Source organism: Ancylomarina salipaludis, assembly GCF_004122035.1.
GTDB classification, from domain to species: Bacteria; Bacteroidota; Bacteroidia; order Bacteroidales; family Marinifilaceae; genus Ancylomarina; species Ancylomarina salipaludis.
Window position 1 is genome coordinate 22,250 of record NZ_SAXA01000010.1, and the last position, 22,859, is coordinate 45,108.

General features: G+C 37.6%; 18 protein-coding genes. 12 read left to right on the forward strand and 6 right to left on the reverse strand.

The features are described from left to right. The first annotated feature begins 359 nt into the window (after positions 1 to 359). The 6 genes from EO244_RS11475 to EO244_RS11500 all read left to right on the forward strand — a co-directional run bounded on the left by EO244_RS11475 (position 360) and on the right by EO244_RS11500 (position 9,338). Entirely contained in the window at positions 360 to 833 is a 474-nt protein-coding gene (locus tag EO244_RS11475; protein WP_164977478.1) for a LutC/YkgG family protein, read from the forward strand. A gap of 9 nt (positions 834 to 842) precedes the next feature. Then, the gene (gene ldhH / locus EO244_RS11480; RefSeq protein ID WP_129254821.1) at positions 843 to 2,990 is read left to right on the forward strand and encodes an L-lactate dehydrogenase (quinone) large subunit LdhH; all 2,148 of its coding nucleotides are present in this window, start codon (positions 843 to 845) and stop codon (positions 2,988 to 2,990) included. 22 nt (positions 2,991 to 3,012) lie between these two features. Then, positions 3,013 to 3,201 carry a hypothetical protein gene (locus EO244_RS11485; RefSeq protein WP_129254822.1) on the forward strand — a complete coding sequence of 63 codons (189 nt, stop codon included), beginning with the start codon at positions 3,013 to 3,015 and terminating at the stop codon, positions 3,199 to 3,201. Between the two features lie 21 nt (positions 3,202 to 3,222). Continuing rightward, positions 3,223 to 4,881, forward strand: coding sequence for an L-lactate permease (locus tag EO244_RS11490; protein ID WP_129254823.1), 1,659 nt, complete (start codon positions 3,223 to 3,225; stop codon positions 4,879 to 4,881). Positions 4,882 to 5,025: 144 nt separating this feature from the next. Beyond that, entirely contained in the window at positions 5,026 to 7,878 is a 2,853-nt protein-coding gene (locus EO244_RS11495) for an FAD-binding and (Fe-S)-binding domain-containing protein (RefSeq protein ID WP_129254824.1), read from the forward strand. A gap of 224 nt (positions 7,879 to 8,102) precedes the next feature. Beyond that, positions 8,103 to 9,338, forward strand: a complete 1,236-nt coding sequence (locus tag EO244_RS11500; protein WP_129254825.1) for a hypothetical protein — start codon at positions 8,103 to 8,105, stop codon at positions 9,336 to 9,338. 187 nt (positions 9,339 to 9,525) lie between these two features. On the opposite strand, the gene EO244_RS11505 is transcribed toward EO244_RS11500, so the two are convergent. The 4 genes from EO244_RS11505 to EO244_RS11520 are packed head-to-tail and all read right to left on the reverse strand — an operon-like array spanning position 9,526 to position 12,766. Then, positions 9,526 to 9,936: a c-type cytochrome gene (locus EO244_RS11505; protein WP_129254826.1), complete on the reverse strand. Its 411-nt coding sequence runs from the start codon at positions 9,934 to 9,936 to the stop codon at positions 9,526 to 9,528. A gap of 19 nt (positions 9,937 to 9,955) precedes the next feature. Continuing rightward, positions 9,956 to 10,528: a hypothetical protein gene (locus tag EO244_RS11510; protein ID WP_129254827.1), complete on the reverse strand. Its 573-nt coding sequence runs from the start codon at positions 10,526 to 10,528 to the stop codon at positions 9,956 to 9,958. Continuing rightward, positions 10,525 to 11,847, reverse strand: coding sequence for an NrfD/PsrC family molybdoenzyme membrane anchor subunit (gene nrfD, locus EO244_RS11515; RefSeq protein ID WP_129254828.1), 1,323 nt, complete (start codon positions 11,845 to 11,847; stop codon positions 10,525 to 10,527). The genes EO244_RS11510 and nrfD overlap by 4 nt, the downstream gene beginning before the upstream one ends. 19 nt (positions 11,848 to 11,866) lie before the next feature. Beyond that, entirely contained in the window at positions 11,867 to 12,766 is a 900-nt protein-coding gene (locus tag EO244_RS11520; protein WP_129254829.1) for a 4Fe-4S dicluster domain-containing protein, read from the reverse strand. A gap of 218 nt (positions 12,767 to 12,984) precedes the next feature. On the opposite strand from EO244_RS11520, the gene EO244_RS11525 reads away from it, so the two are divergent. The 3 genes from EO244_RS11525 to EO244_RS11535 all read left to right on the forward strand — a co-directional run bounded on the left by EO244_RS11525 (position 12,985) and on the right by EO244_RS11535 (position 16,308). After that, positions 12,985 to 13,545, forward strand: a complete 561-nt coding sequence (locus EO244_RS11525; protein WP_241687977.1) for a GNAT family N-acetyltransferase — start codon at positions 12,985 to 12,987, stop codon at positions 13,543 to 13,545. Positions 13,546 to 13,727: 182 nt separating this feature from the next. Further along, positions 13,728 to 14,693, forward strand: coding sequence for a 23S rRNA (adenine(1618)-N(6))-methyltransferase RlmF (gene rlmF, locus EO244_RS11530; protein WP_129254831.1), 966 nt, complete (start codon positions 13,728 to 13,730; stop codon positions 14,691 to 14,693). Positions 14,694 to 15,084: 391 nt separating this feature from the next. Continuing rightward, entirely contained in the window at positions 15,085 to 16,308 is a 1,224-nt protein-coding gene (locus tag EO244_RS11535) for a PDDEXK-like family protein (RefSeq protein ID WP_129254832.1), read from the forward strand. Positions 16,309 to 16,554: 246 nt separating this feature from the next. On the opposite strand, the gene EO244_RS11540 is transcribed toward EO244_RS11535, so the two are convergent. After that, the gene (locus EO244_RS11540; protein WP_129254833.1) at positions 16,555 to 16,920 is read right to left on the reverse strand and encodes a hypothetical protein; all 366 of its coding nucleotides are present in this window, start codon (positions 16,918 to 16,920) and stop codon (positions 16,555 to 16,557) included. A 381-nt stretch (positions 16,921 to 17,301) separates the two neighbouring features. Here EO244_RS11540 and EO244_RS11545 point away from each other — a divergent pair, with 381 nt between their 5' ends. Continuing rightward, a complete protein-coding gene (locus EO244_RS11545) occupies positions 17,302 to 18,597 on the forward strand; it encodes a glycosyltransferase family 4 protein (protein ID WP_129254834.1) in 1,296 nt (431 codons plus the stop codon). A gap of 174 nt (positions 18,598 to 18,771) precedes the next feature. On the opposite strand, the gene EO244_RS11550 is transcribed toward EO244_RS11545, so the two are convergent. Next, positions 18,772 to 18,951: a hypothetical protein gene (locus tag EO244_RS11550; protein ID WP_129254835.1), complete on the reverse strand. Its 180-nt coding sequence runs from the start codon at positions 18,949 to 18,951 to the stop codon at positions 18,772 to 18,774. Between the two features lie 623 nt (positions 18,952 to 19,574). Here EO244_RS11550 and EO244_RS11555 point away from each other — a divergent pair. Then, positions 19,575 to 21,899, forward strand: a complete 2,325-nt coding sequence (locus EO244_RS11555; RefSeq protein WP_129254836.1) for a toll/interleukin-1 receptor domain-containing protein — start codon at positions 19,575 to 19,577, stop codon at positions 21,897 to 21,899. A 235-nt stretch (positions 21,900 to 22,134) separates the two neighbouring features. Next, positions 22,135 to 22,812, forward strand: a complete 678-nt coding sequence (locus EO244_RS11560; protein ID WP_129254837.1) for a 4-hydroxythreonine-4-phosphate dehydrogenase — start codon at positions 22,135 to 22,137, stop codon at positions 22,810 to 22,812. Positions 22,813 to 22,859: the final 47 nt, after the last annotated feature.

Sequence of the window (22,859 nt, forward strand, 5' to 3'; positions counted from 1 at the left end):
CTCAGATGATTTCATTTCGTCTTCTGGTTTTAATAGAAAGAATCTTTATTTATCGATTTAGATTTAATGATTTTAAGTTCTTATTTGAGGTTTTAATCTCCCCGATTTCCTGTTCGAAAATAGCCAACTGTTCAGAATGGCACAGTGTCTATTTTGTTAGTGTTCAAAATGGAACAGTAACGAAAACGATTGAAATAGACATTTCTGAAAACCTTTTCGATACTTAAAATACTGTAATACAGCTGTAAAAATCTTAGAAAGATTCTATATAACAATTCGGGTGATTTTTTGGCACTCCTCTTGGTTAGGGAAGTCACATCAAAACAAAAAAAAACTAACCCGAATACGATATGAAAGTTATGAAATTACTAGAACAGTTTTTGGAAAAATCGACCCTTGTTGGAAATGAAAACCGTTTAGTCACAACTGTAGATTTCCAGAATGATTTTAAAAGAGAAGATTATGAATATATCCATTTACCTGGCCTGAATATATTTCTTGATAAGCAAGCTGGAGAAGCGGGTATACGCCGGGCATTAATCGAGGCAGATTATGCAATTGCTGAAACTGGCTCGGTTGTGATCGATAGTTGTAATGAGAATTTAAGATTGGCAAGCTGTCTGGCTGAAAAATTGGATGTGGTTTTCCCTTTAAGCAAACTGGTGGACAATATGCATGATGTTGCCGATTTCCTCGAAGAAAGGACATCAGAAAGTGGTGGCTATGTTGCTTTTATTACAGGAGCCAGTCGAACTGCAGATATTGAAAGAGTTTTGACTGTTGGGGTACACGGTCCCAAGGAAATGACAGTGATTATTTTGAACGATTTATAAGCCGAAGCCATGACAATACATACAAAAATAGACGAAAAATTAAACGATAAGGTTTTGTATCAAAATCTTAAGGGATTTGCTACAGCCTATAAGGCATCAAAAGAGAATGCCTATAAAGGATTGGATTTTGAAGCCTTACGAACCAAAGTTCATGATTTAAAGGATCGTGATTTGAATAAAGTCATGCAACAATTCAATCAGTTTAAAGAAAACGTTGAGAAGCATGGCTGCAAAGTCTTTCAAGCAAAGACTGGTGACGATGCTTGCAGGTATATTGCCGATGTGATGAAATCTCACGGTGCCAAATACATGGTGAAGAGTAAATCCATGACCTCTGAGGAAATTCAATTGAATCAGTACTTGGAAAAAGAGGGTTTAAGTCCTATCGAAACCGATTTGGGTGAGTGGATTTTGCAAATTGCCAATGAGCATCCGTCCCACATGGTGATGCCAGCCATTCATAAAACCCGTCAGCAGGTTGCTAAGATATTCTCAGATTATACAGGCGAAAAAGTTGATCCCGATGACATTAAAGCTATGGTTGAGATAGCGCGCCGATTCCTTAGGGAATATTATTTTAAAGCAGGAGTAGGTATGACAGGTGCAAATGTTGCTGTAGCCAGTACAGGAACCATTGGTTTGGTAACCAATGAAGGTAACGCACGTTTGTCATCTACAGTGCCTCCTGTGCATATTGTTTTGGTCGGCTACGAAAAGCTTTGCGATGATTTCGGACAGGCTTTGGATATTGTTCGTGTGTTGCCTAAAAGTGCAACCGGACAGATTATTACCTCTTATACAACATGGATTAAGGGAAGAACGCCATCACATAAAAACGCGGATGGAATAAAAGAAACGCATTATGTGTTTCTTGACAACGGCCGATTGGCTTTTTTGGAACATCCCAAATTCAAGGAAGCATTAAAATGTATCCGTTGTGGCAGTTGTGCTAATATTTGTCCTGCTTACGAAATGGTTGGTGGTCATGTTTATGGTGATCGTTATATCGGTTCTATTGGTTTGATTCTGACTGCGCTTTATCAGGGCGATGCGGCTGCCAAGGATATTCTTAAAATGTGTATTGGCTGCCGGGCTTGTTCTTTCAATTGTCCATCAGGTATCGATCTTCAAACTTTGATCTCAGATTTGAAACTGGTTGTCGGCAAGAAGTATGGTATCAACCCTGTAAAAAAGAAAGTGTTTAAATCTGTGGTTGCAAAACCTAAAAGAATGAAGTCGCTTTTAAGTGTGGGAGCCAATTTCCAGTTTCCTTTAACTACAACCAACAAGTTAAATCAGGAAAAAATAATCAAAACGGTTCCTATGTTGCCTAAGGAAATGGATTTTAGGAAATTTCCGGCTTTGGCTTCCAAAACCTTTAGCAAACGTTTCTTTAAGGACGGTTACGATCAGTTTTCTTCACAACGTAAAGTTTTCTTTTATCCTGGCTGTGCCATCGAATATTTTTATCCCGAAATGGGTTTGGCAATGGTTAAGTTGCTTCAAAAGAGTGGTATCCAGGTTGATATTCCTAAAGTGGCAGCCTGTTGTGGTATTCCTGCAATTGCCTCAGGGGATCCTGACAATGCCAGAACAATGATCTTTAATACGCTTGATAAACTTAATGATGCCAAAGACTATGAAGCTTTGCTGGTTCTTTGTCCAACTTGTGGAGGCGCAATTAAACATGAGTTTTTGGATTTTACGAAAGCAGATCCTGATCGATACAAAAAGGCTTCTCAATTGGGACAGATGGTGACACCTGTAGGTCAGTTTTTGGAAGATCAGGGAATTCAATTCAAGGTAATAGGAAATAAAACGGTGACTTATCATACCCCGTGTCACGATTCCAGATCTCTAAGTTATTCAGCTGAAGCATTTCTTTCGTCTGTACTTGGCGAACAATTTATCCCTCTGACTGATAGTAATGTGTGTTGTGGTTTTGGAGGAACTTATTCTCTCGACTTTTCAAGTATTTCAAATGGTATTTTAAATAAGAAAATTGAAAATATCGAAGCGACCAAAGCTGAGATTCTTGTAACCGATTGCCCGGGTTGTGTCATGCAGATAAATGGTGGTCTGATGCACCAAAAGAAAGCAGTAAAGGTGATGCACCTTACCGAATTTATCGAAAATCATTTGGTCGTTGTCGAATAATTACAAATAAAAAAAATGCCCTATGGAATTTAATGTAAATAAGATTGAAACGAATGAAAACCTAAAGAATTTGAGACGCAAACTCGTTGCCTTGGATGGCATTATGCAACCCATGTTTAAACTCAAATACCTTCAAGACGATAATTATTCAACTGTAGATGTGGATAATCAATCAAATCAAATGGCTATAAATAAAGCCTGTAGTAACTAACCCATACCTAAATCATAATTTATGAACGCATTATTAGCATTTTCCCCAATTCTATTGACAATCATCCTGATGGTTGGTTTCAACTGGGGAGCAAAAAAAGCATTACCCTTAGCCTTATTACTTGCAATAACCATCGCTTTTGGTGTTTGGAAAATAGACTTGCACCATATTTTAGGATATTCCGTCTTTGGATTTTTAAAGGCATTTGATATCCTTATTATCATATTCGGGGCGATTCTGATTCTAAATACAATGAAGATATCAGGTGCCATGGCAGCCATCAATAACGGTTTCAATGGCATTACCACCGATAGGCGCATACAGGCGATTATCATTGGGTTTATGTTTGGAGCCTTTATCGAAGGGGCTGCAGGCTTTGGTACGCCAGCGGCATTGGCCGGACCGCTTTTGGTCGGTTTAGGTTTTCCTCCTTTGGCAGCCGCTATGGTGGCATTAATTTACAATTCGGTACCTGTTCCTTTTGGTGCGGTGGGGACTCCCATCAGTGGTGGAGCCATGGTGACCTTAGAACAAAATTTAGCAAGTGCTGGCGCAAACGTTGAAGGATTCAAGTTGATGTTGACCAAGTGGGTTGCTATCCCCAATGCCATGGTTGGTATTTTTATTCCTTTATTGGGCTTGATCATTTTGACCCGATTCTTCGGAAAGGAAAAATCGATAAAACCAGCCTTGGCAGCGGCACCTTTTGCTTTGTTTGCCGGTTTGGCTTTTGTTATTCCTTATGTGCTGATTGCATCGACTTTGGGGCCTGACTTGCCTTCTCTTTTAGGAGGGTTCATCGGTTTGGGTATTGTTATTTTCGCCGCGAAGAAAGGCTTTCTTGTGCCTAAAAAGAAATGGGATTTTCCTGCCAAATCTGAATGGGAGTCTTCGTGGATGTCAAATGAGACCATACAGGAACCAAGTCAAACCAAGATGAGTCTTTTTAAAGCCTGGTTGCCTTATGCAATGATTGCTGTTATTCTGGTTGTGACACGAATTCCATCTTTGGGATTAAAAAGTTTATTGGCATCACAAACCCTGAGCTTATCGAATGTATTGGGTATCGAAGGGCTTAATTATGTGTTGAAATGGGCTTATCTGCCAGGCACTGTTCCTTTTATTTTAGTTGCCTTAATTACGAATGTGATTTACCGTATGAAGACCAAAGAGGTTGTTAGTTCTTGGAAAACAACATTTAAACAAATCAATGGTGCTGCAATTGCTTTGCTTGCCGGAGTTGCTATGGTTCAGTTGATGTTAAAGTCGGGAACCAATGGAGCTGGTTTGGAGAGTATGTTGACGGTTATGGCAAATTCGATTGCTGATCTGGCTGGGGGAGCTTATCCTGTTATTTCGCCTATAGTTGGCATTTTAGGTTCTTTTATGTCGGGGTCAGCAACTGTGTCCAACTTATTGTTTGCATCCTTACAATTCGAAACCGCTTCCATCCTGCATATTCCTGAGGTATTGGTTGTGGCTGCACAAACCAGTGGTGCTGCACTTGGAAATATGATTTGTATTAACAATGTGGTTGCCGTTTGTGCTACCGTGGGTTGTGTCGGAGCAGAGGGAAGCATCATACGTCGGAATGCAATTCCTGCCTTCATCTATTATCTTCTCATCATGATAATTATAGTGGTTTTTATCAGTTTGGGTGTTAACCCAATGCCATTGTAAATAAACCAGAGAAATGGAATATTGGTTTCGGTTCAATAATTCGAAGGATAGATTGCCAAACCATTTACCCGTTTATTGATAAGCCTTATTTCATGAATGATTTAGGCATAATTTAATATTGGACCCATACTAAAACATAAAGAAATGTTGGAAGGAAATTATAAGAAGTTTTATGATGAAATAAAATCAACGATTGAAGCTTCGCGTTTGTATACAGATGAAATTAGAAATTTAGGCTATGGAACTGATGCCGGTTTTTACCGCTTAATTCCTCAAATTATTGTACGGGCTAAGAATGAATCTGAAGTTCAAAAAGCATTGCTTTTAGCCAATAAATATGCATTGCCTGTGACGTTTAGGGCAGCAGGGACGAGTTTGGCAGGTCAGGCAATTACCGACTCCATACTTATTGTTGCCGGTAAAAACTGGGAAGATTATGAAGTGCTTAAAGATGGCGATGTGATTCGAATGCAACCCGGTATTGTTGGGGCACGAGTAAATCAAATTCTGGCTCCTTATGGTCGTAAACTAGGGCCCGATCCGGCTTCTATCAATTCCGCAATGATTGGGGGAATTGTGATGAACAATGCTTCGGGTATGAATTGTGGCACACATGAGAATTCGTACAAAACAATTCTGTCTGCTCGTTTGATTTTTGCTGACGGAACCGTGCTTGACACGGGCAGTTATGAAAGCAAAAAGAATTTTATGAAAACGCATGCTTCTTTTATTCAGAAGATTGAAGAAATGCGTGATCGGGTGCGTGCTAATCAGACTTTGGCAGATCGAATTCGTCATAAGTACAGCATTAAGAATACCACAGGTTTGAGTATCAATCCGTTTATCGATTATACGGATCCTTTTCAAATTATTGTGAATTTGATGGTTGGGTCAGAAGGGACTCTGGCATTTATGTCTGAGTTGACCATGAAGACGGTTGTGAATCCAAAATTCAAAGCCAGTGCCATGATTTATTTTCATGATATCGTAAGCGCATGTAAATCGGTATTGAGCATGAAACTTGGACCGGTGCATGGAGCTGAGATGCTTGATAGAGTTGCCTTGCGATCGGTTGAAAACGCCGATGGTATTCCGCCATTTATTAAAGATTTTCCGGATGGTGTAACGGCAATTCTTGTTGAGACTTTGGCCAGTTCTAAAGCAGAGCTATACGCTAATATCAAAGAAATTAAATCGCTTTTAAAGGGATTCGAAACCGTTCGTCCCATCGAATTTACCGATAAGGTCGAAGAATATTCAAAATATTGGAATATTCGAAAAGGGGTATTCCCTGCTGTTGGCGGTTTACGCGAAAAAGGAACCACATGTATTATCGAAGATGTTGCCTTTCATCTCAAAGATTTACCGCAAGCCACTGCAGATTTGCAGGATCTGATTGCCAAGTATGGTTATAAGGATGGGGTGATTTACGGGCATGCTCTTGAAGGGAACTTCCATTTTATATTCAATCAGAATTTTGACAAGCCGGAAGAGCTCGAACAATATAAAAGCTTTATGGCTGAGGTTGACCATCTGGTTGTTGATAAATATGATGGTTCGTTGAAGGCAGAACATGGTACGGGGCGAAATATGGCACCCTTTGTCAAACATGAATGGGGAGAAGAGGCTTATCAATTGATGAAAGAGATCAAACAGCTTTTCGATCCTAAAAAATTATTAAATCCTGGTGTGATTATCAATGATGATCCTGATTGTTATATTAAGAATTTTAAGACATTAGCACCTGTTCATGAAATTGTTGATACCTGTATTGAATGTGGTTTTTGTGAGGTGAATTGTTTAACTGCAGGTTATTCGCTTTCTGCCCGTCAGCGAACTGTGGTGCAACGTGAAATCAGACGATTGGAAATGACAGGTGAAGATGCTGGGCGCTTAGAAGCATTGAGAAAAGGCTTTGTTTATTTAGGTGAACAAACCTGTGCCGGTGATGGTTTATGTGCCACATCATGTCCTGTTGGTATCGATACGGGCAAATATATTAAGTATCTGAGATCGTTAAACGTGGCCGGAGATCGACCACAAAAACAGAGTCAGTGGGTGGCTGACAACTTCCATAAATTGGGGCCAGTCATTCGAGGCAGTTTAAATTTTGTAAATGGTGTTCATACTGTTATGGGATCGACTTTATTGGGAGCTGTGGCTGGTGGATTCAGAACTCTGAGCGGGAAGACAATTCCACTTTGGACGCCGGCAATGCCTAAGGGGGCTAATGCGCCTAAACCACATCCGGTAAATAAAGAAAATCCGTTAAAAGTAGTCTATTTCCCTTCTTGTATTGCCCAAACCATGGGACCTGCAAAAGGGGATCCCTACAAACAACCTTTGCACATTGTAACACAAAATTTATTGGAAAAAGCGGGCTACGAGGTGATTTTTCCTGAGAAGATGAGTTCCTTATGTTGTGGTACACCATGGGAGAGTAAAGGTTTTACCAAACAGGCTGATCAAAAATCTTCAGAACTCGAAGCCGCTTTGAATAAAGCATCTGAGGGTGGAAAATATCCAATCCTTTGTGATACTTCCCCTTGCTTGTATCGCATGCGTCGGGTGATGGATGCTAAACTAAAGCTCTACGAACCTGTTGAATTCATCTATGAATTTATAATGGACAAACTAACATTTACAAAAGTGAATGAGGTGGTTGCCATTCATGCAACCTGTACTACGACTAAAATGGGATTAACCCCTCAATTAAGAGCTGTTGCCGAAGCCTGCGCTCAGCAAGTGGTGATGCCTGGTGAAGTGGGCTGTTGTGGCTTTGCCGGAGACAGAGGTTTCAATTTCCCTGAGATTAATCAATATGCCCTTCGCAAGTTACGCCCTGTCTTAAACGAAGGAAAGGTGGTTGCCGGATATTCCAACAGCCGAACTTGTGAAATTGGCCTGAGTCATAACGGCGGTGTTCCGTATCAGTCAATTATCTATTTGGTTGATCGGGTGACTCAAGCGAAATATTTTAGTGAAGAATTAGTATAAAAGTGCTTTTGGGACGAAGTCCCGCTTCAAGTTGTCGTGATTATGCATATAAGGCAGCCCCGATATTTTATCGAAGGATTTTTATTAGACATAGCTTTCAAAAGATCAATTAGGGGCTGTTCTTATATGCATTTATAAACCTGTATCTAACCCTTATAATTTAAACCCCAAACACCGAGGTAAGTTTATCGTGCAAACTGAAGTGTTTTAAATGAAAGATAATAATGAAAAAGATTGTGTTGCTGTTTCTTGCCTTAGCTCCAATTTTGGGCCTGGCGCAAAAAAAAGAAGAGATAAAAGTGAAATTAAGTGGTTTTGTATCAGCTGAAGCCATAGTGGATACAAGAAAAACAATCAATTCCCGTGAAGGTGATGTTTTGTTGTACCCGGCTTCCAAGTTGTCTGATATCAATGGGGCTGACCTTAATGATCGATCTCAATTGTATATGACCAGTATTCATTCCCGTTTGAATGTTGGTATTTCGGGTTTCGAAGCTTTTGGGGCACAAGGCTCTGCTTGCATTCAGGGTGATTTTGTTGGAACATCGAATGATAAGGTGGGTTTGTTTCGATTACGACATGCTTTTGTAAAATTGAATTGGGAGAAAGATGAGTTATTGGTTGGAAAATATTGGCATCCTATGTTTGTTACGTCTTGTTATCCGAATGTGTTGCATTGGGGAGGCGGTTTGCCTTTCAATGTTTTAGGAAGAGCCCCTCAGTTTCGATACACTCGAAAGCTAAGTAAAAAAGGCTATGCGATGTTGGCTGTCTTATCAGAGATGGACTTTAAAAGCACAGGTCCCGAAGGTGCCAATGTGAAGTATGCGCAACAAGCCAGTATCCCCGAATTTTCAGCTCAGTTGAAGTACGATTTGGCAAAGGGATTCAGTCTGGGAGCAACGGCTGGTTACAAGTTTTTAAAGCCTATGCTTGTCAACGAAATGGGAGCAAAAACCGATGAACTTTTATCCAGCTATCAAATGAATGCATGGATGTCTTTAAAGACAGATAAAATTGCCTGGAATTTGCAAACTATTTACGGACAGAATATGTACAATTTTGTAATGATTGGTGGATATGGTGTAAAGCAGGTGAAAGCGAATGGCGATTATGAATACACCAATATAAAGACCACTTCTGTTTGGTCGGATGTGTACACCACTAAGGGTAATGTGCATTATGGTTTGTTTGCAGGTTATACTAAAAATTTAGGCGCAGATGATGATCTGGCTAAAGATACTGATGGTTTTGTAGGCCTGTATAGCCGAGGTGCAGATATCGATTATGTGTATCAATTCGGACCTCGTGTAGAAATCTATTCGGGTAGCTTTATGATTGGAACACAAGTTTTGTATACGGCTGCGGCCTATGGTGAAACACAGGTAAATGGTACAGTTGATCATGCTCATGAAGTCGGAAGTACTCGCTTTCAGCTTCATTTTAAATATACTTTTTAGATAGTGTTATTTTGGTTTAATTAATTTGTTTCACAAATCCGGATTTCATGTTTTGAAATCCATCTGTTTCACTAGCCCTGGCCTTTGGTTGGGGCTAATTTTTGAATGTGATTTCGACAGATTGTCGGTATCTAAAAAAAAATCCTGCAATAAGCTTGAATCTTATTGCAGGATTTTGGTTCTGGTCTTATTTTTTTAATGTTTTCAAGTAGTTGACTAATAACCAACGGTCTTCGTCATCTCTGATTTTCTTTTCGTACGAAGGCATTTCATCCCGACCAAAAATGGTTTTATAATAGATTTCACCGTCAGTTTGATCTTGAAATTCTTTTTGGGTGAAATCAGGTAGTCGGGTTTTTAAGGATTTACTTTTCGTTCCGTTTCCTAAGCCTGTTTTTCCATGACAGGATTTGCAGTGCATTACGTAGAGTGATTGACCAACTCTGCCTGAGTCTTTGTCTCCTGCAAGGGGATTTTTCATTTTCTTATACTTTGCTGGAACCTCCCAGCTCTCATTTGTTGAGAATGGTTTAATAAAAGCCATTAAAAACAAAGTTGAGACTCCAATTAGTACGATTACTAAAGTTTTTGTGTTCATAGTGTTTGTTTTTTAATGATTATTCCTTTTTAATTAAATACATTTCGTAACAGATGTAGATGATAATTCCCCATACGCCCAATAAGAGGGAGTTGACCAGAAGTAAGAGGCTAAGGGGGGCATTTGCCCGTGCTGCCCAAAGCGATCTTTTTTCTTCTGTTACATCGTAAATAACGGGTATGCCCCATTTAACTTCTGTATGTATGATGGTATCGCGAATGGTTTCGGCATCTTCAATTTTTAAGATTAATTTAAGATTTCCCTTTGAATCACCAGGAAGATCCGATGGCATATGAATTTCAACATAGCCATTCTCATCAGTCGTATTGAATCGGTCTCCCACAGGTAAATAACTAAACAAGCGCTCAACATAGAGCGATATGTCCAACTCTTCAACAGGTTTGAGTGCCGAATCTCCTTGTTGAAAAACCTGAATAGCGACTCGTTTGTCAGCTTGGTCATCCAAAAATTTAAAATGGATTTCAGCCGATTGTTTTTGTGAAAAAACCGTCTGGCCAACAAGTAGCAAAAGAAACAGAAAGAAATTTCTGATCAGGCTGTATTGGGGTATTATGGAGATGAAGTTTTTCATATTTCATTGGATTGGTCTTCTGATTTATCTTGATGATGGATATATTCCTGAATGGGTATAATCGGGAATAGTTTGAGAAGAAGTGAAATAATAAGCAGAACGCCGGCAAACGAAGCAAAAGTAATGGCCCATTCTTCCCAGCTGGGATAATAATGCAGATACGATTCATCCACATCCTGAATAGGTAAGTAAGGATGCTGAAGCGAAGGAATAACAATCAGAAACCTTTTAAACCAGGCTCCCATAAGTATAAAGAATGAGATGATCATGATATTAAAGGGTTTTCGTCCGCGTTTGAATACCATGAGCAATATGGGCAGCATTAATCCGGGAACCTGAACAAGCCAGTACATGGCAGCATAATCCCCACTGAAAAGTTCAGTAATGTGTTCTCCTTCGACCCCAACCATTTTAAAGGCGGGTCCCAGGTATTCGTTGATATTGAAATACAGGTAAACCAGTGATAATAAGACCAGAATCTTCCCCATTTTATCGAAATGATCATTGGTGATAAAATCTTCAAGTTTAAAGGATTTACGAATAAAGAACATGGCAACAATAATGACGGCAGCTCCCAGCATAAAGGCACCTGAAACAAAATAGGGGCCAAGGTTGGTACTGTCCCAACCAGGACGCCAGGTTGTTGCAAATAGCCATGAGGTAATGGTGTGGATGGCAAATGCCACTGGAATCACCATGATTTCGAGTATGGTAGAGGTCTTTTTCAAACGGTTTAATTGTCCGGGTTTATTCTGCCAGTTGAGGGCCAGAATTCTGTATAAGTTTTGTTTCCACTTTGCAACATGTTTCAAGCGGTCGCGACAAAGTGCAATATCAGGAAGCATGGGCAGATATAATAAAAGGACACTGATAACCAGATAAGTCATAATCACCAAAACATCCCATATAATTGGGGATTGTATCCTACCATAAATAATAACATTAAAAAAACGATCGGGACGCCCCATATCAACAATGATAATAACGGCTGCACAGATGATTGCAGCGACTGCAATTATTTCTGATATTCGGGTCAAAGGGTAGGACCATTTGACTTTGGCCAGTTTTAAAATAGAACTCACTAGAGAGCCAATCAGACTGACGGCCACAAAAAAGACAAAATTCGAGATGTATATACCCCATGATGTGTAATCCCGCATGGATGTGACTACCAATCCCAGCCTGAGTTGACGATAATAGGCAAAACAACCTATCGAAATGATGACCAAAAGGGCAATAATCCATATTTTAAAAGCAGGATTGTGTCGACCCACCGAACTTAATAGCTTGTCAATGACTTGATCATTATGCTTTTTCATATTGCTGTGTTTTCAGATATTAAGCTTCCGTATCTTTAAAAGGAAATAAGCGGTCTACCGGAGGCAGATAATAAACATTGGGTTCGGTACCCAAATCTTCCAAATATCGGTAACCCGCCTTTTCACGAAGTAACTTACTCAAGCGGACAGTTTCTTCACCATTGGTAACCGTATCCTCATTGGCATCACCAAAATACAGCACCCCATTGGGACAAGCCGTGATGCAGTGAGGCAGTTTCTTTTCTCGAATCATATCCGGGCAAAAATCACATTTTTCAACCGTTCCAATTTTACTGGGCGTACTGGCTTCGGGAGAGTACTTAAGATTTAGCACCTCTTGACTTTGCTTGGGTTTTCCCCAATTAAACACACGTGCCGAATAGGGGCAGGCAGCCATACAAAATCGACAACCAATGCATCGCTCGTTGTCAACGAGCACGATATTATCCGAGCGTTTGAAGGTTGCGCCTACCGGACAGACTTTAACACAGGGCGGGTTGTCGCACTGGAAACATTTTTTTGGCATCCAATAGGGGGCCGATCTGGGATTATCCTGAATTTTCAGAACTTTAATAAAAGGGCGGTCCGGAGTTAAATTATGGTGATGCTCGCAGGCTTTAATACACTCCCTGGCATTTTTACATTTGGCTAAATCAACCACCATCACAAATTTTCTTCCGGGAATCCCTTTTCGGGATTCTTCTATTGATGCAGGATGAGGATGTGCCATAGATAAATGGGCCTCATTTACCTCCATCAGTTTGCCATCAGGAGTCATAACTTTAACTTTTTTCCCTTCAGGTTGTGAGGGAGATGTACAGGATAGAAATTTAAGACCAAGTATTGAACCAACCCCCAGAAGGCCGGTGTATTTAATTAAATTTCGTCGGGTAAAACGGTTTGAGTCCTGCTTTTTCATTTTGCCGAATTAATTAAATTTGAAACGAGTTTTCGAGATATCAGCTGTTTAGCTTCTTATAAATATACAAAATATTTAGTCAAATGCCAGTGTCAAATTTTCCAGGAATCATTTAAAAGATGTTTATCATTTTTATTAATTTATGTGATCTTAGATGAGTGGGAGTTGGGAATTTCATTATTTTAGAGCAATGGAGGCTGATTGGATTTCAGCTTAAAATGAATTTATTTAAAATGGAAGGAAGCATAAGACTCAATACTGAGCGTTTGATTTTACGAGGTCTTAAGCCGGGTGATACTGAGGCCGTATTTAAATACCGATCGGATGCTATTACCAACCGATATCAGGGGTGGGTTCCCAAAAACCTTGAAGATACCCGTCAATTTATTTCAAAAGTTGCCTCAGAGATTGACCAGTACAATTCCTGGTTTCAGTTTGGCATTCTTAAAAAAGACAATGGCGAATTGATTGGCGACTTGGGCATTCACTTTTTCGATGTGGAAAAGTTCCAGGTTGAGATTGGTTGTACTTTGGCTAAAAGTCAGCATGGGAAAGGTTTTGCACGAGAGGCTTTAAGTGCTACTATAAGCTATCTGTTTCGGGATTTGAATAAACGCCGAATCATTTGTTCTATTGATCCTCGCAATGTCAACTCAATTAAAATGGTCGAGGCCCTTGGCTTTCGGAAAGAGGCACATTTTAAGCAGAGCATTCTGATTGATGGGGAATGGTTTGACGATGTGGTTTATGCTCTTTTGAAGGATGAGTGGAATAGGTAAATCAGCTTTAACAGGATGCCACACAACTCTATGGCGGTCTTATTGGAATATTCGGCCTATCTTTAAAATAAGGATGCTTGCTTTGTGAGTATTATCCTTAAAATAGTCGTATTTTTGCAGATTACTGATCGTTTAATTTAAACGATGTGGTATTGATTATTCATATACAGATTATAAGAGCTATGCTTCCAGATAAAAAAGAACACGCTAAAATCAAATCAAGATTACACCCTCGTAATAAGAATCGAGAGCGTTACAATTTTAAAGAATTAATAGAGACCTGTCACGATTTAAAATCCTTTGTTGTTCTGAATAAGTACGACGATCAATCCATTGATTTTGCCGATCCTAAGGCTGTTAAAATGCTGAATAAGGCCTTGTTGATGCACTATTATGGCTTGAGTGACTGGGATATTCCTGAGAACTATTTATGTCCACCCATTCCGGGCAGAGCCGATTATATCCATCATATGGCTGATTTACTGTGCAGCAGTAATTATGGTGTGATGCCTAAGGGGGATAAAATTACATGCATGGATATTGGAGTGGGAGCCAACTGTATTTATCCTATTGTGGGGCGTACAGAATATGGCTGGTCTTTTATCGGAACCGATATCGACCCTGTGGCCATTGCCTCGGCGAATAAAATTATCGAACTGAATCCTTCCTTAAAGGGGCATGTAGAATGCCGTCTGCAGCCAAGCTCTAAGGATTATTTCTATGGCGTATTTACTCGTGAAGAGCGTGTGGATATGACGGTTTGTAATCCGCCATTTCATGCTTCCGCTGAAGATGCACATGCCGCATCGAAACGTAAGGTGACGAATTTGAGTGGCAAGCAAGCAGAAGCGGTAAAGTTGAATTTCGGAGGACAAAGCAACGAGTTGTGGTGCGAAGGGGGTGAAGGTCGTTTCCTGAAGACTATGATATCCGAAAGTAAGAAATTTGGTAAAAGCTGTTTCTGGTTTTCAAGTTTGGTTTCCAAACAATCGAACTTAAAATTGGTGAATAAAACATTAAAGGCAATGGGTGCTGAAAAGGTTGAGATCATTCCTATGGGACAAGGGAATAAAACCAGCCGTATTGTCGCCTGGACCTTTCTAACTGCAGAAGAGCAGAAGGAGTGGCGTGAAACCCGCTGGAAGTAAATCCAGACAAAATGGAATTGAAAACGAGGAAGACCCAATAGGAGCTTCCTCGTTTTTTATTGCAGGCTATACTGAATATAACTGGCCTATATTTAAGCAGACTAATAAGAGCTTATATCTTTTTGGGAAGAGAAGTCTTGTGATCCCGAAGAGACTTGTTTTTGTAAGGCTGATTCGTTTATTGAAGCATACGACTCATTGAGAATTGAGAGATGGATAGCATAAGTGGTGATTGTTATTTACTATGTAGAGCCTTTCTATTTTATGCGGGTATGTTATTTTACATGTTTTTTTAATATTGTTTACTTATTATAATTTTTATATTTAATCTTTCTTATTAGCTATTGTTGTTACATATACATTGGGCTTCATTATAAAAACCAGACAATTCATGATAGAAATAGAAAAATTACAAGACCTTGTTATCAATGAAAGTCAAAGACTTGAAAAGCTAAAGCTATTTTTAAGTCAACCAAACTATCTAGAAATACTGGGTATTAGTCATAGAGAATTACAGCATTCAAATTTTTTAGCGTGGATGATGAATTCAAGGTCATCTCATGATATTGGTAATTATTTCTTAAAGAGTTTCATAAATCTTTTGCCCTTTTCACCCGAAGATAAGATTAGAATAAACCTATCAAATCTAGAAGGCACAAAAATACTTAGAGAATACAATGACATTGATTTACTTATTGTGAATGACAGTTTGAAATTTTCAATATGTATTGAAAACAAGATTAAAGCGGGTAAATCTGGCGATAATCAACTTCTTAAATATTATGAAATTGTTGAAAATATCTGGAGTGATAAGGAGCACAGAAATTACTATGTGTATTTAACTCCATTTCCGAGAACATTGACAGAAAAAGAACTTGAAATTGAATATATCAATCTGACTTATCAATCAATTCTGGAGATACTTGAAGATACAGTAAAAAGTAAACAACCGTCAGAAGAAACAGCACCTTTGATTGATAATTATATCAATAACCTGAAGAAGAACATTATGGGAATAAGTAAAGAGGCAAAACTCGCACAAGAAATATATAGAAAGCACAAATCTGCAATTGATTTTATTGTGAATAATAAACCAAGCCTATATAGTAAAGAGTTGTTCAGACAAATAAATGAGTTTTTTATTCAACATGAGCAATATGAAAATCTAACACCTAAAGACAAAAATATTATTAGAATCTTGCCAGTAAATACAGTGCCATATTTTAATTATAAAACAAATTCATGGGGAGAAACAAAGAGTTCTTTTGCATTAGAAATATTTTGTGAACAAGAAAAAATATGGATGAAATTCTGTTTCGGAGCTATTAATATAAAAAGTGAAAATGAAAGATTAAGATTTCAAAGTATTAAAGATGAAATGTTTTCTTTGATGAAAGAGTTCTCATCAATAAGCAGTAAGATAGTAAGACGTTCAAAATCATCTTCAGGTTATCCATCTGTTGCAAATTTTGATATAATAAGATTAAATGATAAGGTATTATTAGAAACTGATGATGTGTTTTCAGCCTTTAAGATTAAATTCCAGAAGTTTGAAGAAAATACGCTAAACAAATGGACAGAAGAAGTGGTAAATAAAATATCGAAAGCCCAATAATATGTATAGTGTATTAGGGTTTTATAGGCGTAGTAACCCGCTCTAAAATTTGCTATAACTTAACAGGTAAGAAGCCCGCAATCCCTTACTAACCATACCGCCATCCGTTAGCTGCAAGTGGGTACGGTCAAGGAACATCGTTGACACCTAAGTGTCAAATGAGATAAAAAAAGGATGATCAGTAGTGGTCATCCTTTTTTCTCGCATGTGTTGTCTCGTTCTGAAATAAGTTGTCAGAAAAACGACTTATTTCTTGTTTACTGATTTACTTTTGGCTTGATTCAATTTCTTAATGCTATCAGTCATAAGATAATTGATGCCTGTTGAATCAATTTTGATACGAACATTTGCTGATTTCGAATTTACAATTGTATCACTACTTGTGTTTAGAACTATTTTACTTCCATCTGAAAGAATTAAGACAGCCTGCCTTCTTCCAGGTTTAATTTCCTTATCTGCAAGTGCTTGCTTGTTTATGGGGAAGACAAAAATTAAAAAAACAACTGCAAAAACAATTTGTTTCATATTTATAGGTAAGCATTGGGCTACTTTCTCACATTTGCCTTTAAACTCAGATGAGTTTTTTATTCCGGCACACTCTCTCTTCTTCATTAATTCTTTCTGCTTATTTACGCTAATTAAGCGACTCTTTAAATTTACAATACAAAGATACTCGATAGGAATAAAGGGGTGAACAATGATATGTTATTATCTGTTAAAAGATTTTTAAATGTTGTTATCGGATGCGATATGTGTTGATTTAAGGGATAATCCTTGTTATTTATTTGTGGTTATAACAGTATCACGCTTGATGGCAGGCTGTCAGAGCACGTTCTATTGTTATTAAGAGATAATTGAAAATGATAATCGTTTTTCAGGTTCCTGAATTTGTCGAAGGCGGAGGGTGTATTTTGATTCGTCATTATAATTCCGGATGAAAGCCAGCATCATTCTGCTTTTTCTTATCTTGTGTGTTCAACACAAAGCACAGCTATGAATATATTACAAATCATACCGGGCTCAGGGGGGAGTTTCTACTGCGGCAATTGTTTACGCGATGATAAGTTTCATCTTGCCATGAAAAAGCAAGGCCATCAGGTAACCAAATTGCCCATGTATCTGCCTTTGTTTTCCGATGAGCATGATCTGAGCGATATTCCTGTTTTTTATGGCGCTATCAGTATTTACCTGAAACAATTGTATCCCATTTTCAGGCATGTACCTGCCTGGGTGGATCGTCTTTTGAACTCGGGTCCCATGTTAAAACTGGCAGCAAGTATGGCCGGATCGACCAGTGCTAAAGGGCTGGAAGAAATGACCGTTTCGATGTTGATGGGCGAAGAGGGCAAGCAAAAAGAGGAACTGAACCGGATGGTCAGCTGGATGGCAGAATACCTTCAGCCGGATGTCATTCACTTATCCAATGCGCTTTTGTTGGGCTTAGCGCCAAAATTAAAAGCGGTTTTTCCTCAGGCAGCACTAATTTGTTCTTTACAGGATGAGGATGTTTGGGTTGATGCCATGAAAGATTCCTTTCGGGATAAAATTTGGGCTCTGATGAGCAGCAAAGCAGAATATATTGATGGCTTTATTGCGGTTAGCAATTTTTATGCAGGTGTTTCCCTTGAAAAAATGGACATTCCCAAAGAGAAGGTATTCATTAACCATTTAGGCGTTGATCCGGATGAATACAGGTTTATTGCTGCTGATCAGAAAGAACGAAACATTGGTTATATATCCCAAATGTGCGAAGCCAATGGCTTTGATATTATGGTTGATGCCTTTATTCATCTTAAAAAAGATCCGGATTTTGATGATGTGAAACTGATTGTAACCGGAGGCTCAACAGGTGATGATAAGGCTTTAATCAAACAAGTCCGGAACAAATTAAAGGCAGCAGGTCTGACCCATCAGGTTGAATTTCACGAAGACTTTGATGGTGAAGGCAGGCACGAATTTTTCTCAAAGCTCAGAATGATTTCGGTTCCCGTTCGAAACGGAGAAGCCTTTGGTTTGTATCTGCTGGAAAGTATGGCTTCGGGTGTGCCGGTTGTTCAACCCGCTTTGGGGGCATTCCCCGAAATTATTGAAAAATCGAAGGGGGGCCTTATCTATGAGACTAACAGCCCTGAAACACTGGCTGCTGCTTTAAAAGATTTGTTAAAGAATGATGATCAGTTGCAGGAATTATCTTTTGCTGCCCGAAAAGGGGTCGAGGAGGAGTTTAATATCTATACCCAGACAGATAGACTCATTGATATTTACACACAATTTTTCAAAAGGAATTAGTTCTTAACCATTAAATTCCCTCTTTTGTTTCATCACGAAGGCCAGGAGGGGACACAGATATAGCTTATATTTTAAGGAAGCTCCGAATAAGGAACTTCCTTTTTTTTGCAAGTTATGATTTTGTTTATGGTTTAGTAAGGTCCGTCGATGGATTGCCACAGATTATAATTCGATTTATGAAGTTGATATAAGGCTTGCAAAGCCAGCTATACAGTATTCGGAAGCTGCTATAAAGGATTCGGAAACTGCTACATCGAATTCGGAAACAGCTATAAAGGATTCGAGAACTGCTACACGCCATGTTATTACAGCTACATCGAATTCGGAGACAGCAAAATCAAATTCGAAAAGCATAAAAAGCAATTCGAAAGCAGCTAAATGCTTTTCAATAAGATGAAAATTCAATTCGAAAGCAGCTAAATGCCTTTCAATAAGATGAAAATTCAATTCGAAAGCAACGAAATGCCTTTCGAAAAGAAGAAAATCAGATTCATTAACATCAAAATGACTTTCGAAGCATGCAGAATAGAATTCAATGAGAACTAAATGGTTTTCAATAAATGCTAAATCGGTAGTGTCTCTAATTTTGTGTAATTGAATTTAATTGATATTAATGTGTTGACATCTATCAGGAAATGCCATATAAGTTCCCGAAGGATTTATAATCTGTTTAGCAAACGAGACAAAGGTGAGGACGTGGAATTGTTTGATAAACTGAGAGGGTCTATTTATTATGTAGAGTCTTTCTATTTTATCGTGTTGTTTAATTATACATCTTGTTGAAATATTGTTTATGATTTGTAATTGTTAAATTTAGTTCTCCTTATTATCTATTGTTCTTACACTGCCGTATTGGGCTAATAACAACAATAAAACAAGCGAGATAAGAGAAATAACATCAATATTGATGTTGTCATAGGTTGGTTGCAATCTAAAGAGAGTGTGAAACGAAGTAAGATAATTTAAATAAATATATAATGGCAAAAGCATTTTTATCACATAGTAGCAAAGACAAAGATTTAGTTAGAAGAGTGGCTACTCAGCTTGGTAACAAGAATTGTGTACTTGATGAAATTTCATTTGACCCAGGAAGAAAAACACTCGAACAAATCTTTAGTGAATTAGATAGCTCAGATGTTTTTGTTTTATTTATATCAAGCGATTCACTTGATTCACCTTGGGTGAAGAAGGAAATTAGGAGGTCAAAAGAAAATCTAAAGACAGATTATTTAGATAGGATTATTCCTATTATAATTGATGTAAATGTTAAATACTCTGATGAAAGAATACCTAAATGGATATCCAAGCCTTACAACTTAAAATATATCAATAACGAAGTAATTATCTTAAAAAAGATTCATCAGGCCTTAAAGGAAGTGAACTTCAAGAAAACTAAATTTAATCAAGATATTGAGAATAACTTTGTTGGGCGGAATTCTGAGATGCAAAAATTTGAGAATGAGATAAATAATCTTGATAATTGGATGCCAACTTATATTGTAGCTTACAATTATTTTGAAGGTATAGGTCGAAGAACATTCTTAAAAAACGCTTTAAGAAAATACAAACTTACGGAATATCTTGAAACACCTACTGCAATTACTGTTGATGCAAAAGAGAGTATAGAAAATTTTATCTATAAACTTAATACTATAAGTAAAAATTCGGAAATTTTAGATTATGATTTTTCGGCAATAGAATTTGAGGAAAAAATTGATATTGCAGTTAACCTCGTTAAGCAATTTATGGAGTTCAAAGAAATTATCTACATAATTGATGATGGAGGTATTATTTTACCAAACGGCTCAATTGTTAATTGGTTTACTTCTCTTGTTAACTATGATATATTTGATAATAACTTAGTTATCTGTTTAATATCTCGCTTTCGTCCCAATGAGTTCAAATTAAAAAGAGAAAAGAAATCACTAGTTTATAGAATTCCTGAGTTGTCTCAGCCAGAAACTAAAAACTTATTTCTTAGACTTTTAAGAATCTATGGTCTAGAAAATATAAATCGTGAAGATAAAGAATACTTTATTGGTCATTTAAGAGGAATTCCTTCTCAAATAATCTACGCTGTAAACTTGATTGAAATTAGTTCTCTTGAAGCAAAAAGGAATATTAGTGAAATTGCAGAATTTTCAGATAATTATAGTAGTACAATTTTAAATCACCTAAAGGATTCACCTATAGCATATCAATTAGTTGTCTTTATGGCATCAAATGAAATATTTAGTTTGGAATTAATTAATAAAGTATTTGGTGATAATAATGATACATCAATTGCGCTTCAAAAGTTGTACGATTTATCATTATTTAACTTTGTTTTTGGAGGCTATGAATATCTTAAACTAAATCCAACTTTGTCTGATTATATCAATAGGTCAAAGATTAAATTAGACAAAAAATATGACAATCAACTAACACAAATTTCAAAGCAATTATTAAATGAAGATTTGGATGATATAATTGTTGAAGACTATTCTGAGTTTTTATTGACCCTTCAAAAAATGCTTGAAAACGAGGTTAAAATCCCTAAGAAATACTTCATCCCTTCATTAATTATTAAAAATATCATCAAAGAGTATGATAAAGGAAATTACGACTATGTAATTAAGATTTGCTTAGAATTATTAGAACAAACCAATTATGATGACCAAGTTATTTGGGAAACAAATTATAGATTAACTCAGGCATATGCTAGAACTAGAAATGAAAAATTCTTTGATTACGTTCAATTCTTTAATAATGATGTAAACAAATTAGATTATTATTTCTTGCTTGGTTTTTATCATAGACATAAAGGAAATAAGAGTAGAGCAATTGATAACTATTTAAAGGCTTTAGAGTATTACCCAGAACATTCAAGAACAAAAAGAGAAATAGTAAACCTTTATTTATCAACTGGAAATTATGGAGACGCTTTAAATTTAGCAAAAGAAAACTATGAAAAAAGAAGAACAAACATATATCATATTCACTCATATTTTATTTGCTTGTTAAGGAGTAAAAAGAAGCCAACAAAATCTGTTGTGGAAACATTAAATGAATTGATGGAAGCAGTAAAAAGAAGTTCCGACATTAAATCAGAGGATATGTTTCAGTGTATGAAAGGTGAATACTTGTATTATGTAGAAGATGATTTTGAGCAGGCAAATGAAATTCTTATAGAAGCTATGAAATTGAATAAAAATAAATCTTACCCAAAGAAATCATTGTTGGCGATTTATAAAGATAAAGGTTTGGAAAGTGCATTTGATGAATTACAATCAAGTATAGAAATTGAGGATGATGAAGATTAGTTGAAATAAAAACTGTACTCATACAATTTACCGTTAAAAGTTAAATAAAGGAATCATTTAAGAAAACAAAAGCCCGGAAGCATTAGCTTTGAGAATCGATATGTGTTAGCGTCGCAATTAATCGCGTCTGTGCAGATGTGAATATATTGGGGGGATGAAAAATAAATAAAGTAGCATTTAATAAAATGCTACTTTTGTTTTTCAAACACAAAACAACAAACGATTAAGAAGAAAGATGAGTATCGATTTTATATTTATGTTGACCAAGGATGATCAGACCGTATCTGATGCAAGAAAGTATGTGAAGGAGATTGCAGCAGCAGGAGTCAAGCATATTGGTTTTAAAGATATTGGTTTGCCCACTAGCGAATTAAAGAACCTTGCAGATGATTTGAGAAGGGAAGGCGTTGAGGTATATTTGGAGGTGGTGAGTTTGGATGCTGAGAGCGAAATGAGATCGGCCAAAGTTGCCATGGATCTGAACGTCGACTACTTGTTGGGGGGAACCCGACCGGAACTCATTGCTTCTCTGGTTAAAGATCACCCACTAAAATATTACCCTTTTGTAGGCAAAATAGAAGATCACCCAAGTATTCTTAAGGGCACAATTCCTGAGATTGCAGCTCATGCCGCAACAATTACAGCGATTGATGGTGTAGATGGCTTGGATTTGCTGGCTTACCGATTTACTGGTGAAGATATTCCTTTACTGATTCAGGAGGTTTGCAAAAGCTCATCGAAACCTGTTATAGTTGCGGGCAGTATCGACAGTCAGGAAAGAATAGAGGTGGTTAAAACGACCGGAGCCTCAGCATTTACCGTTGGGACAGCAGCATTCGAAATGGAATTCCCATCGGTGAAACCCGGAATTTCGGGCCAGGTTGAAAGCATTCTGGAAATGACCAGACTGTAATATAAAAAAGAGGATCATCTGTCGTGATGGTTCTCTTTTCTCATTGT

Coding starts and splice junctions, on each gene's coding strand:
- EO244_RS11475 (WP_164977478.1), top strand. CDS start 360: ATGAAATTACTAGAACAGTTTTTGGAAAAATCGACCCTTGTTGGAAAT.
- ldhH (WP_129254821.1), top strand. CDS start 843: ATGACAATACATACAAAAATAGACGAAAAATTAAACGATAAGGTTTTG.
- EO244_RS11485 (WP_129254822.1), top strand. CDS start 3,013: ATGGAATTTAATGTAAATAAGATTGAAACGAATGAAAACCTAAAGAAT.
- EO244_RS11490 (WP_129254823.1), top strand. CDS start 3,223: ATGAACGCATTATTAGCATTTTCCCCAATTCTATTGACAATCATCCTG.
- EO244_RS11495 (WP_129254824.1), top strand. CDS start 5,026: ATGTTGGAAGGAAATTATAAGAAGTTTTATGATGAAATAAAATCAACG.
- EO244_RS11500 (WP_129254825.1), top strand. CDS start 8,103: ATGAAAAAGATTGTGTTGCTGTTTCTTGCCTTAGCTCCAATTTTGGGC.
- EO244_RS11505 (WP_129254826.1), bottom strand. CDS start 9,936: ATGAACACAAAAACTTTAGTAATCGTACTAATTGGAGTCTCAACTTTG.
- EO244_RS11510 (WP_129254827.1), bottom strand. CDS start 10,528: ATGAAAAACTTCATCTCCATAATACCCCAATACAGCCTGATCAGAAAT.
- nrfD (WP_129254828.1), bottom strand. CDS start 11,847: ATGAAAAAGCATAATGATCAAGTCATTGACAAGCTATTAAGTTCGGTG.
- EO244_RS11520 (WP_129254829.1), bottom strand. CDS start 12,766: ATGAAAAAGCAGGACTCAAACCGTTTTACCCGACGAAATTTAATTAAA.
- EO244_RS11525 (WP_241687977.1), top strand. CDS start 12,985: ATGAATTTATTTAAAATGGAAGGAAGCATAAGACTCAATACTGAGCGT.
- rlmF (WP_129254831.1), top strand. CDS start 13,728: ATGCTTCCAGATAAAAAAGAACACGCTAAAATCAAATCAAGATTACAC.
- EO244_RS11535 (WP_129254832.1), top strand. CDS start 15,085: ATGATAGAAATAGAAAAATTACAAGACCTTGTTATCAATGAAAGTCAA.
- EO244_RS11540 (WP_129254833.1), bottom strand. CDS start 16,920: ATGAAGAAGAGAGAGTGTGCCGGAATAAAAAACTCATCTGAGTTTAAA.
- EO244_RS11545 (WP_129254834.1), top strand. CDS start 17,302: ATGAATATATTACAAATCATACCGGGCTCAGGGGGGAGTTTCTACTGC.
- EO244_RS11550 (WP_129254835.1), bottom strand. CDS start 18,951: ATGCTTTTCGAATTTGATTTTGCTGTCTCCGAATTCGATGTAGCTGTA.
- EO244_RS11555 (WP_129254836.1), top strand. CDS start 19,575: ATGGCAAAAGCATTTTTATCACATAGTAGCAAAGACAAAGATTTAGTT.
- EO244_RS11560 (WP_129254837.1), top strand. CDS start 22,135: ATGAGTATCGATTTTATATTTATGTTGACCAAGGATGATCAGACCGTA.